The organism is Janthinobacterium sp. FT14W (genome assembly GCF_009208755.1).
Lineage (GTDB): Bacteria > Pseudomonadota > Gammaproteobacteria > Burkholderiales > Burkholderiaceae_D > Janthinobacterium > Janthinobacterium violaceinigrum.
Window position 1 is genome coordinate 11,963 of sequence record NZ_WFLL01000046.1, and the last position, 12,833, is coordinate 24,795.

At 65.2% G+C, this 12,833-nt stretch carries 5 protein-coding genes; 3 read left to right on the forward strand and 2 right to left on the reverse strand.

The features are described from left to right. Nucleotides 1–10: 10 nt before the first annotated feature. Nucleotides 11–2,764 carry a bifunctional [glutamate--ammonia ligase]-adenylyl-L-tyrosine phosphorylase/[glutamate--ammonia-ligase] adenylyltransferase gene (glnE, locus tag GCN74_RS23530; RefSeq protein ID WP_413541560.1) on the reverse strand — a complete coding sequence of 918 codons (2,754 nt, stop codon included), beginning with the start codon at nt 2,762–2,764 and terminating at the stop codon, nt 11–13. 260 nt (nt 2,765–3,024) lie between these two features. Here glnE and GCN74_RS23535 point away from each other — a divergent pair, with 260 nt between their 5' ends. From GCN74_RS23535 to tldD, 3 genes are all read left to right on the forward strand, one after another. Continuing rightward, a complete protein-coding gene (locus tag GCN74_RS23535; RefSeq protein WP_319633483.1) occupies nt 3,025–7,194 on the forward strand; it encodes a YhdP family protein in 4,170 nt (1,389 codons plus the stop codon). Nucleotides 7,195–7,237: 43 nt separating this feature from the next. Continuing rightward, nucleotides 7,238–8,038, forward strand: coding sequence for a carbon-nitrogen hydrolase family protein (locus GCN74_RS23540; RefSeq protein ID WP_152258912.1), 801 nt, complete (start codon nt 7,238–7,240; stop codon nt 8,036–8,038). A gap of 67 nt (nt 8,039–8,105) precedes the next feature. After that, nucleotides 8,106–9,566, forward strand: a complete 1,461-nt coding sequence (gene tldD / locus GCN74_RS23545) for a metalloprotease TldD (RefSeq protein ID WP_152258913.1) — start codon at nt 8,106–8,108, stop codon at nt 9,564–9,566. A 171-nt stretch (nt 9,567–9,737) separates the two neighbouring features. Here tldD and GCN74_RS23550 read toward each other — a convergent pair whose 3' ends face one another. After that, nucleotides 9,738–12,584, reverse strand: coding sequence for a TonB-dependent receptor (locus GCN74_RS23550; protein ID WP_152258914.1), 2,847 nt, complete (start codon nt 12,582–12,584; stop codon nt 9,738–9,740). Nucleotides 12,585–12,833: the final 249 nt, after the last annotated feature.

Here is a 12,833-nt window from a genome sequence, read left to right on the forward strand (position 1 = left end):
CGGTCCGGCCTCAGACTGCGGCGCCGAAGATGGCTTGCCACAGGCGCATGACATTGTCCGCATGCACGCGCACTCTTTCCGGTTCCACCCGCGCCAGGTCCTGTCCTTGCAGGCGCAGCTGGTGCTGCAGCTTGCGCAGCGCGCGGTAGGCGTCGGCCACCAGGGCGGCCAGCTGCGCGTCGATCAGTCCCAGTTCGCCGCACAGGCGCAGCAGGGCGATATTGCCCGAGTTGGCTGTCAGCTGCGGATACTGCGCTGCGTGCTGCAGCACCAGGTATTGCACCATGAACTCGATATCGATCATGCCGCCCGGGTCCTGTTTCAAGTCGAAGCTGCCGGGGCGGGGCGGGTGGGCGTCCAGCATTTTCTTGCGCATGGCCACCACTTCGCCCTTGAGCGGGCCGTTTTCCGGCCGTTCCTTGCGCAGGATCGTGTCGCGGATGCGCTCGAAGTGCTTGCCGATGGTGGCGTCGCCCGCGCAAAAGCGCGCGCGCGTGAGCGCCTGGTGCTCCCACACCCAGGCCGCGCTGCCCTGGTAGCGCTCGAATGCCTGCACGCTGGAGACCAGCATGCCCGAGGCGCCATCGGGGCGCAGGGCGATGTCGATGTCGAACAAAATGCCGGCCGAGGTGTGCGAGGTCATCCAGGTGATGAAACGCTGCGCCAGCTTCGCGTACAGGCCGGGTGCTTCCTGGTCGTCGTCGTCGAACAGGAAAATGACGTCCAGGTCGGACACATAGCCCAGTTCCTTGCCGCCCAGCTTGCCATATGCGATGACGGCAAATTTCGGCACTTCGCGGTGGCGCGCGGGCAAGGTTTGCCAGACGGCTTGCACGGTGGCGGCGACGATGATGTCGGCCAGCTGCGACAGGTAGTCGGCCAGTTTTTCCACGCTCAGGTCGCCCGCCAGGTCTTGCGCCAGGCACTGGAACAGCTGTGCATGGTGTGTCTCGCGCAGGATATCCATTTGCCGCTCCGTGTCGCCGGGCGCGTCGTCGAGCTGGCGCTGCAGGTCCAGCGCCAGCGCGGCCGGGTCCGGCACCGTGTTGCGGATGCGCTCATCGAGCAGTTCGTCGAGCAGGATCGGGTGCTGCGTGAGGAAGGTGGCGGCCCAGCCGCTGGCGCACACCATGCGCACGACGCGCTCGAGCGTGTGCGGATACTCCGTCAGCAGCGACAGATAGGCCGAGCGGCGCGCGATGGCTTCGAGGAAATCGAGCAGCCGGCCCAGGGTGGCCAGCTGGCTGGCGTTGCCGTTGGAAACGGAGCAATCGGTAATCAGGGGCAGGGCGGAATTGACGAGGGCCACTAAACGCGTGCGGCTCGCCTCCGGCAACGATTGCAAGCGCGGCGCCTGCCACGTGGCCAGCAAACGCCGCGCGCAGGCGGCAGGCTCATGGAAACCCAGCGCGGCAAAGCGGGCTTCGATGGCTTCCTGCTGGTCGGACGCGGCGCAGTCGTTCGACGTCTGCGGGTCGATGCCCGTGTCGGCGGGCGGCGCGCCGCTGCTCTTGTCGCTGAACATCTCGTCGAACTGGCCGGCGACAAATACGCGGTGCGCTTCCAGCTGGGCCAGCAGGGTGGGCGTGTCGGGCAGGCCCATCATCTGCGCCACGGTCAGGCGGTCGGCCTCGTTCGCGGGCAGGGTGTGGGTTTGCGCATCGTCCAGGTATTGCAGCCGGTGTTCGAGGTTGCGCAGGAAAGTGTAGGAACCCAGCAACTGTTCCACGATGGCCGGTTCCAATAGCCCTTTATCTGCCACCGTGCGCAGGGTGGCGCGCGTGGAACGCTCGCGCAGGTCGGCGTCGCGCCCGCCCCGTATCAATTGAAATACTTGCGCAAGGAATTCGATTTCGCGGATGCCGCCGCGCCCCAGCTTGACGTTGTTGCTGCGGTCCGGGTGCAAACGCTCCTGGCGGTTGACCTCGGCGCGGATCTGGCCGTGCATGGTGCGGATGGCGTCGATGACGCCGAAATCGAGGTAGCGGCGGAAGACGAAGGGGCGCACGATGGCGTCGAGCGCAGCGATATCCTCGGGTTTGCCCGTCACGGCGCGCGCCTTGACCCAGGCATAGCGTTCCCATTCGCGGCCTTGCACGATCAGGTATTGCTCCACCATGCCCAGGCTGGCAGCCAGCGGGCCGGAATTGCCGTTCGGACGCAAGGCCATGTCCACGCGGAACGTAAAGCCGTCCTGCGTGATCTCGGCCAGGGCGGCAATCAGTTTCTTGCCCATGCGAATGAAAAACTCGTGGTTGGACAGGCTGCGCTGGCCCGGCAAGGTCGCTTGCGTGTCGCCGTCTTCCGGGTAGACAAAGATCAGGTCGATATCGGACGAGACGTTCAGCTCGCCGCCGCCCTGCTTGCCCATCGCCAACACCATCAAGGCCTGTTCCTCGCCCGATTCTTCGCCGATGGGCATGCCGTGCAGGGCCACCATCTCGGCCATGATGGCGTCCACATGCGTGCGGATGGTGAAATCGGCAAAGCCCGTCATGGCCGTGACGACTTCGTTCAAGTCCGCCTGGCCTTCCAGATCGCGGGCGATCAGGCCGCAGACGAGCAGGTTGCGCAGGCGGCGCATGGCCCGCTCGGCCGGCAGCGGCGGCGTGGCGGCGTTCGCCTGCTCAAGCAGCGCGGCGGCAAAATCGAGCCCGTCCAGCGGCGCGCGCACCAGTTGCGCCACCTGCGCGGCGCGCTCGGGGGCGGCATTCAGCCAGCGCTGGTAGAAACGGGAGGCGGAGATCAAAGGCTGTGTGCTCATGGTATCGGTAAGGGTCTCGTGGATGCTGCGTGCATGTTCTTGTTTAACTTGGCTGCGAACGGCGGGGGATGCGGTAAAATTGTGCCGCTGGCGCGAATGCCGCCGGCAGTGCGTGCTCTTCCGGACGATGGTAAGGGAGGCTTTGCTCCGACGCAAGCGCAAGGATGCAGGCGCGCACCACGAATGCAGACGATTTTTGCCATTATTTGACGCCGGGCCAGTTTATTAGCTTATTGATGCAAAAACCGCCAGAAGCAAGCGTGACAGAACATGTGCCACTGGCCCTGCGCTGGCAGCGGCTGCGTGCCGCCTATCGCATGGCCAACCTGGCCACCCACCATGTGCTGGGTTTTGCCATCAAACTGGTGCTGCTCGCGTATTTCGCCTTCGCCGTGCTGTTCTTATTCCTGCGCTACGCCATCCTGCCCAATATCGATTACTACAAAGGCGATATCGAGCGGGCGGCCAGCCGCGCGCTGGGCAATCCCGTCAGTATCGCGCGTATCTATGCCTCCTGGCATGGCGTGCGCCCGAATCTCTTCCTGGGCGACGTGACCCTGCGCGACCAGGCGGGGCGCCAGGCGCTGAGCCTGCCGAGCGTATCGGCCACCTTGTCGTGGTGGAGCGTGTTCGGTTCCGTGCGCTTCGACACCCTGGAAATCATGCGGCCCGACCTGGACGTGCGGCGCAGCAAGGATGGCAAGCTGTATGTTGCCGGCGTGCTGGCCGACAGCAGCCAGGGCAGCGACGGCAAGGGCGCCGACTGGCTGCTGTCGCAGCATGAGATCATCATCCGCGACGGCAAGGTGCGCTGGACGGACGAAGCGCGCGGCACGCCGGAGCTGGCCTTAAGCCAGGTCAACTTGCTGCTGCGCAACCACTGGCGCAGCCACCGCCTGGGTTTGCAGGCCACGCCGCCCGCCAGCCTGGCCGCGCCCATCGATGTGCGCGCTCACTTCACGCATCCGCCTTTCAGCAAGCGCATCTCCGATGTGTCGATGTGGAAGGGCGAGCTGTACGCGGACCTGAAAAGCGCCGACCTGGCCGCCTGGCGCCGCTACCTTGATTATCCGTTCGAGCTGAGCCAGGGCAAGGGCGCCTTGCGCGCCTGGCTGAACCTGGATCATGCGCGCCTGGCTGGCTTCACGGCCGATGTGGGCTTGACGGATGTGCAGGCCCAGCTGGGCCAGCATATCGCCCCGCTCGACCTGCTGTCCGTCAGCGGACGCATTTCGGCCAAGGAAGAGCTGTCGGCGCAGGTACCGGACGGCAAGCCAACCTTTGGCGCGTATGGGCACCAGGTGGAGTTGACGAATTTCGCGGTGGAAACACGCGATGGCCTGAGCCTGCCGCCCACGACCTTGTCCGAACGCTTTGTTGCTGCCACTAAACGCAAACCGTCGCGTACGGAAATCGCGGCCAAATCCCTCGACTTGCAAACCCTGGCCGCGCTGGCCGACAAGCTGCCGCTGGGCGAGCAGCAGCGCCAGCGCCTCGACGCCCTGGCGCCGCGCGGGCGCTTGCAGGATTTCTCAGCGCAATGGGAAGGCGAGATGGCCGCGCCGGCCAGCTACCGTCTGCGTGGCAAGCTCATCGATCTGGGCCTGAATGCGCAGCCCGCGCGCCTGGCCGTGGCAAAGACGGCGGCCAGCGCCGGCCAGGCGGCCGCACCGGCCATTCCCGGCTTCGACCACCTGACGGGCAGCATCGACGCCAATGACAAGGGCGGCAGCATCAATATCGACGCGCAAGACCTGGTGCTGCAGTTCCCCTCGTATCTGAGCGAGCCGGCCTTGCCGTTCGAACAATTCGCCATGCAGGCGCGCTGGACCTTCGAAGCGGAAAACATGCTGCAAGTCGAACTGGACAAGCTGGACTTCGATCAGCAGGGCTTGCGCGTTACCTTGCAGGGCACGCACCGCATGCCGCTCGATGGCAAGAACCTGGGCCAGGTCGACTTGACGGGCACGATAGACAATTTCCAGATCAATACCATCGGCCGCTATCTGCCCCTGCAAACGCCCGAGCATCTGCGCCACTGGCTGACGGGCGCGCTGGAAGGCGGCATGGCGCACGACGTCAGCCTGCGCCTGCGCGGCGAGCTCGAACATTTCCCCTTCAAGGCCGACACCCCGGCCCAGCGCAACCGCGGCGATTTCCGCGTGGCGGGCAAGATCGAGAATGGCACCTTGAATTATGCGCCCGGCGAATTTGCGGAAAGCGGCCCGCTGGCGGGCAAGGCGCCGCTGTGGCCGCAGGCGGAAAAGATCAAGGGCAGTTTCATTTTCGAGCGCGCGCGCATGGAAATCCGCGGCGACACGGCCACCACGGGCGGCGTGGCATTGACGAACGTCAAAGCCGTGATTCCCGACCTGACCGTGTTCGACACCTTGCTCGACATCGACGGCAACGCGGCCGGCCCCATGCAGGAATTCCTCAAGTACGTGACGGCCAGTCCCGTGCTGGGCTGGATCGAGCATTTCACGGATGAAACGACGGCGACGGGCAACGCCAAGCTGGCCCTCAAATTGCACTTGCCGATCGAGCGCATGCTGGAATCGACCGTGCAGGGCAGTTTGCAGCTGGCGGGCAATGACGTGGTGCTGTTCCACGACATGCCGCCCGTGCTGGGCACGCAGGGCAAGATCGAGTTCAACGAAAAAGGCGTCAACCTGAATGGCTTGAACGGCAACCTGCTGGGCGGGCCGCTGGCCATCTCGGGCGGCACGCAGCCGGACAGTTCCATCCAGGTGAAAATCGCCGGCAACATGACCATCGATGGCTTGCGCAAGACCTATCCGGCGCCCGTGCTGCAGCGCCTGGCGAAACATTTGAGCGGCGGCGCGCGCTACAACGGCCTGATCACGGCGCGCGACCACCAGGTGATCGTCAATGTCGAATCGCCGCTGACGGGTCTGGGCCTGGATTTCCCCGCGCCCCTGAAAAAAACGGCCGGCGACAGCCTGCCCGTGAAATTCACCTTGACGGGCAATGCGGCGAACGGGGCCGGCCTGCGCACGGACGATATCCGCATCGCGCTGGGGGCCGGCATCGCTGCGCGCTACCAGCGCCAGAAGCAGGGCAAGGACGCCTGGCGCCTGGTGCGCGGCGGCATCGGCGTGAACGTGCCGGCGCCGGAGCCGGACAGCGGCATGATGCTCAACGTGAACATGAAAACCCTGGACGTGGACAGCTGGATTGCGGCCGGCAGCGAAATCGCCGGCAGCGCCGCGGCGCCGGCCGAAGCGGGCGGCAGCGCCGACGACGCGCCCGATATCGCGCAATATGTGGTGCCGGACATGATGGCGGCCCGCGCCAGCGAACTGATGCTGGGCGAGCGCAAGCTGGAGAACGTGGTCGTGGGCGCCACGCATCAAAAAGATGTGTGGCAAGCCAATATCGACGCGAAACAAGTGTCGGGCTATGTGACGTGGCTGGAAACGCCGTCCGGCCTGGGCAAGATGACGGCGCGCCTGTCGTCGCTGATCATTCCGGAATCGGCCGCCAACGACGTGAAGAATTTGCTGGAAGGCAAGAGCGGCGCCCAGTCCATCCCCTCGCTCGATATCGTGGCCGAGCAATTTGAACTGTTCAACAAGAAGATAGGCCGGCTGGAATTGCAGGCCTATAACACCATGGCGGCGGGCGGGCGCGAGTGGCGCGTGGGCAAGCTGCAACTGTCGAATCCCGATGGCGCGCTGAGCGGCAATGGCAAATGGGTGATCAAGGATGGGCAAAGCACGACCAGCCTGCGTTTCGGCCTCGATATCGTCGATGCGGGCAAGCTGCTGGACCGCTTTGGCTTTGCCGATACGGTGCGCCGCGGCAAGGGACGCCTGAGCGGCGACATCGCCTGGAATGGCTTGCCGTATTCGCTCGACATTCCCACGTTGTCGGGGCAGATCGAGATGAATGTGGAGTCGGGCCAGTTCCTCAAGCAGGACCCGGGCGCGGCCAAGTTGTTGGGCGTGCTCAGCCTGCAAGCCTTGCCCCGCTTGCTGAAACTCGATTTCCACGACGTGTTTTCCGAAGGCCTGGCCTTTGACGGCATCACGGCCAATGCCAGCATCAAGCACGGCGTGGTGACCACCGATAACCTCAAGATGCACGGCGTGGCGGCGACCGTGCTGATGGATGGCACGGCCGACATCGCCAATGAGACGACGAATCTGCACGTGGTGGTGATTCCGGAATTTAACCTGGGCACGGGGCCGCTCGTGTATGCGCTGGCCGTCAACCCCGTCATCGGCCTGGGGAGTTTCCTGGCGCAATTGTTCCTGCGCGCCCCCGTGATGAAGGCGCTCACTTACCACATGCAGATCGCCGGCCCGTGGAAGTCGCCCGTCGTGACCAAGCTTGATGGTGGTAAATTGGAGCCTGTCGCCGTGCCTGCCGCTGCAGCGGCGGCGCAGGATGCTGTCGCTAAATAAGTGCCGCACAGTCAGCTCGCCGTGCGCTTGAAGGTAGGGGTAAATGATGCATACAGTCGCAGCAGTACAAATGATTTCCTCGCCATCCGTGGCAGACAACCTGGCCACGGCGCGGCGCCTGGTGGCGCAGGCGGCCGCCGGCGGCGCGCAGCTGGTGGTGCTGCCCGAATACTGGGCCATCATGGGCGAGCGGGAAACGGACAAGCTGGCCCATGCGGAACAGCCCGGTAGCGGGCCCATCCAGGATGGCATGGCGCAGATGGCGCGCCAGCACGGCGTCTGGCTGATCGGCGGCACCTTGCCCCTGATCTCGGGCCAGGAGGGCAAGGTCCTCAACACGACCCTGGTGTACAACCCGCAGGGCCAGCCGGCCGGCCGCTACGACAAGATCCACCTGTTCGGTTTTACGCGCGGCACCGAGTCCTATAACGAATCGCGCACCATCGTGCCGGGCGCGCAGGTGCGCTCGATCGAGACGCCGTTCGGCCGGGTCGGCCTGTCCATCTGCTACGACTTGCGCTTTCCCGAACTGTACCGCGCCATGGGCGATTGTGCGCTGATCGTCGTGCCGGCCGCGTTTACCCACACGACGGGCAGCGCCCACTGGGAAGTGCTGCTGCGCGCGCGCGCCATCGAAAACCAGTGCTATGTGCTGGCCTCGGCGCAGGGCGGCTTGCATCCGAACGGCCGGCGTACCTGGGGCCACAGCATGCTGATCGACCCGTGGGGCGAAGTGAAAGCCGTGTTGCCCGAAGGCGAGGGCGTGGTGAGCGGCGAGATCGACCTGGTGTTCCTGGCCGGCGTGCGCGAATCCTTGCCAGCCCTGGCGCACCGCACCATGTGAGGGTGCCTGGCATAAGCTGCTGTCAGGTACCGAGAATGCGTTGAATATCATTAGCGAGTGTAAAGTCATGATCCCATTTGAACCCAATCTGTCGAGCCTGGCCGTGGCGCGCGATATCCTGCTCACGCCGTTCGGCCTGGACGAGGACAAGCTGTTGAAAGCCCTGGGCACGATGTTTACGCACAAGGTCGATTACGCGGACCTGTATTTCCAGTCGACCAAGAGCGAAGGCTGGAGCCTGGAAGAGGGCATCGTCAAGACGGGCAGCTTTTCCATCGACCAGGGCGTGGGCGTGCGCGCCGTGTCCGGCGACAAGACGGCCTTTGCGTATTCCGACGAGATTTCCGAGCGTGCCCTGCTGGATGCGGCCGCGGCCACGCGCACCATCGCGCGCGCAGGGGCCGGCAAAGTCAAGATCGCGGGCCAGATGCTGGCGCAGGGCGGGCGCTCGCTGTACCTGCCCAACGATCCGCTCGCCTCGCTGGATGCCACGGCCAAGGTAGGACTGCTCGAGCGCATGGAAAAGATGGCGCGGGCGAAAGATCCCAGGGTGGTGCAAGTGATGGCAGGGCTGGCCGGCGAATACGACGTGGTGCTGGTGCTGCGCAGCGACGGCGTGCTGGCGGCCGACATCCGTCCGCTGGTACGCGTGTCGCTCACCGTGATCGCGGAACAGAATGGCCGCCGCGAAACGGGCTCGGCCGGTGGCGGCGGGCGTTTCAGCTATGACTATTTCAGTGATGCCGTGCTGGAACAATATGCGGCGGACGCCGTCAATTCCGCGTTGCTCAACCTGGAAGCGCGCCCCGCGCCGGCCGGCCCCATGACCATCGTGCTGGGACCGGGCTGGCCCGGCATCCTGCTGCACGAAGCCATCGGCCATGGCCTAGAGGGCGATTTCAACCGCAAGGGCTCGTCCGCGTTTTCCGGACGCATCGGCGAGCGCGTGGCGGCCAGGGGTGTCACCGTGGTCGACGACGGTACCCTGGCTGGCCGGCGCGGTTCGCTCAATATCGACGACGAGGGCAACCCCACGCAATGCACGACCCTGATCGAGGACGGCATCCTGAAAGGCTATATCCAGGACACCATGAATGCGCGCCTGATGAAGATGCCCGTGACGGGCAATGCGCGCCGCGAATCGTTCGCCCACCTGCCCATGCCGCGCATGACGAATACCTATATGCTGGGCGGCGACCGGGACCCCGGTGAAATCCTTGCCTCCGTGAAGAACGGCTTGTATGCCGTCAACTTCGGCGGTGGCCAGGTGGATATTACCAACGGCAAGTTTGTCTTCTCGGCCAGCGAAGCGTACATGATCGAAAACGGCAAGCTCAGCTACCCGGTGAAGGGCGCCACCCTGATCGGCAATGGCCCGGACGTGCTGAACCGCGTCTCCATGATCGGCAACGACATGCGCCTCGATTCGGGCGTGGGCGTGTGCGGCAAGGAGGGACAGAGCGTGCCTGTGGGCGTGGGCCAACCGACCCTGCGCCTTGATGGCATCACGGTCGGCGGGACTGCCTGATTTTTCGGACACTGTGAGGCCAGCGCGATTGTCGGATTACGCCCTCCGGGCTAATCCGACCTACTTTTTTCTGACATGGCGCTCGCGTAGGTCGGGTTAGCGCAAAGCGCGTCACCCGACACCACCAGTACGCCAACAGCACCGGCCGTGCCGACACGGCTGCTGGATTTCTCAGAACTTGTACTTCACCCCCGCACTGAAAAACCGTCCTGCCGCGCCCGCGTAATCGAGCGGGTTGTAGCCCGTGGCGCCATACGTGAGCGGGTCGAGCGGCGCGATCTTGTCGAACAGGTTTTGCACCGTAGCAAATACTTCCAGCTTGGGCGTGGCCAGCCAGCGGGCCGTCAGGTCGACCGAGGTGAACGAGGCGATGCGGCAGCCGCGCGGCGCATCCGTGCCGTTGGCGAAGTGCGTGGCGCAGCCGTCGGGATTGTTCTTGAACCGCACATTGTCGAGGTGGGCGCGGTAGTTGACGTTGGCCGTGACGCGCCAGTTCTGGCGTTCCCAGGTGGCGCCCAGGTTGACGCGGTCAGCTGGCGTGCCCATGCAGTTTGATACATCGCAATTGCCATGCGTGCCGGCGAAATCGCGCTGCGTGCCGTCCTGTTCCGTGCGCAGCCATTTGTACAAATGCGTCCACTTCAGGTCGAACACCAGGTTGCCATAGTCGTTGCCCAGGTTGAAGCGCTGGCGGGCGTCGATATCGACGCCGCGCACCGTCGTCTGTGCCGAATTCACATAATTGGCCAGTACGGCGGTAATGGCGCCCGGATCGCCGGCGATGCCCGTGGCCGTTGACGGGTCGCGCGCCACATGGCCTTCGGCAATGGCCGTGTCCGTTTGCTCCTGGTTGATTTCATTCTTGCGGCGGATTTGCCACAGGTCGAGGGAAATGCTGGTGCGCGGCAGCGGGTCCCACACGGCGCCCACGGAATAGCTGCGCGAACGCTCGGGCGACAGCTTCGGATTGGGCGAGGTGATGACGGCGATGGAGGCCGGATCGCAAGCGGCGGTCACGCCCAGCGCGCAGCGCAGGGGATCGCTGGCCGTGGAGAACGCGGCCAGGCCGCCCACGCCGTTTTCCGCTGCGCTGGGCGCGCGGAAGCCTTTGGCGAAGGTGCCGCGCAGGGCCAGTTCGCGCACCGGCGTCCATTTCACGCCCACTTTCGGCGTGTAGGAATTGCCCACATCGGTGAAATGGTCGGCGCGCAGGGCAGCCGACAGCTCCACGGTGGTCAGCACGGGCGCCAGCACTTCGGCATAGATGGCCGAGGCGTTGCGGCTGCCCTTGTAGGCGGAATAGCCGAGGCCGATGATATTGCCCCGTTCCGTACCCGTCGTGGGTTTGAGTTCCGTCGCTTCATGGCGGAATTCGGCGCCCACGGCCACGCCCAGGCCGCCGCCGTCGAGCTTGGCCACTTCGCGGCTGGCCTTGAAGTCGATCTGCGCGATGTGCGTCTTGGCATCGTTCGAGATGCGCGGCGACAGGGCCGCATACAGCGCGGCCGAATTGAGGCCCGCGTTTTCCGCGATGCGCCACAGGCTGCCGGCCGGCAAGGCCGCATACGCGGGGTTCAGGCTGGCAGCGGCCACGTTGGCAGCGGTGGGGTTGAGCAGGGCGAACGCCACGTCGCGCTGCAGGTAGCCGCCCTGGTCGTTCGAGACCTTGTTCTGCGAATACAGCAGCGCGCTGTCGATATCCCAGCCCGCCACGCTACCCTTGATGCCGGCGACAAAGCGGGTGAAGGTGGAATCGACTTCCGACGTGCGGGGACCCACGTCGGCCGCCAGGTAGCGCAGCCGTGCCGCCGTGCCGAAATACGGGTTGTCCGGATGCGCGGCGCCCAGGGCCACGCCCGCGTTGCTGACGGGACCGCCCGGAAAACCTACCGAGCCGCTGACGGTCGAGGGCGTGGTGACGGAATTCGATTCGCTGTGATACAAGTTCAGTTCGGCATACGTCTGCAGGGCGGGCGTCAGTTGCCAGGCGGCGCGGCCGAAGAAATTGATGTTCTTTTGCTTGGGCTGGATCTGGCCGTATTGCTGCGCCGCGTCCGTCAGGCAGCCGCCGCCCGGGTCGCCCTGCGGATGCGTGGTGAAGTTGCCGCAGGCGGCGCCGGGGAAGGTGCGCGTAAAACCCACGCCGGCCAGGTTGCCGCGGTTGTAGTAGTCGAGCGTGGCGGGGTTGCGCACGTTGCCGTTGACGGCGCTGCCGGCCGCGTTGTTGGTGGTGATGGCGCCCGTGCCGCCGAGGGTTTCCTGCGCGCTGAAGCCCAGGTCGCGCAAGTCGCTGCGGCCGACGGCGCCCCGCCCGGCCCGGTCGCGGTTCCAGATGGCGGCCTTTTCGCTGTACTCGAGGTTCAGCAGCACGTTGTAGCGGTCGGCGTCGATGTCGCCGAAGCCGTGCGTGATGGCGGCGCGCGCGTCGCGCCCGTCCCAGTCTTTCGTCTTGCCGTAATTGCCCTTGATGGCCGTGCCCTGGTAGTCGCGCCGCAGGATCACGTTGACCACGCCGGCGATGGCGTCGGAACCGTAGATGGCCGAGGCGCCATCCTTGAGGATTTCCACCCGTTCCACCGCTTCCAGGGGAATGATGTTCAGGTCGGCGAACACCTTCTGGCCATCGTCCGCCAGGCCATACGGCGCCACGCGGCGCCCGTTCAGCAGCACCAGGGTCGACGCCGTGCCCAGCCCCCGCAGCGACACGCCGGAGGCGCCCGCCGCAAAGCCGTTGCCGAAGGTGGTGGGGACGGAGCCCTGGTTGTCGACGGCCAGGGTTTGCAGCAGTTCGGCCACGCTGGACTTGCCCGACTTTTCGATGTCGGCCGCGCTCAGGGTTTGCACGGCCGAAGCCGTTTCTGCCTGCGCGCGGCGGATGTTCGAGCCGGTGATTTCCACGCGCGCAATGGGTGCGGCGTCTTGCGCCAGGACGGGTAGACTCAGCAGCGCACTGGCCAGTGCCAGACCCAGTCTGGGTGGTGAAAAGGTAGCGGACGGTAAGGGGGGGGTAAGGATCATGCGGTTCTCCGGAAAGGTCAGGCGGTCAAAGGGCAGCGATACGTCCTCGAGTTTTGTCCGTGCGGCGACGCCGGGATTAGATCTAGATCAAAGAGTGTGCCGCTTGTCGTCGATAGAATGGCTGGCGTGGCGTGGTTGCCACGACGGGCACAGCGGTGGCGCCCGGATGCAGCGGTGCAGCGGGAGTCACGGCGCGCAACTTTTTATGCTTTTTTGCGTGTTGTACAGTGTGAAACGGCAGCGCCATGC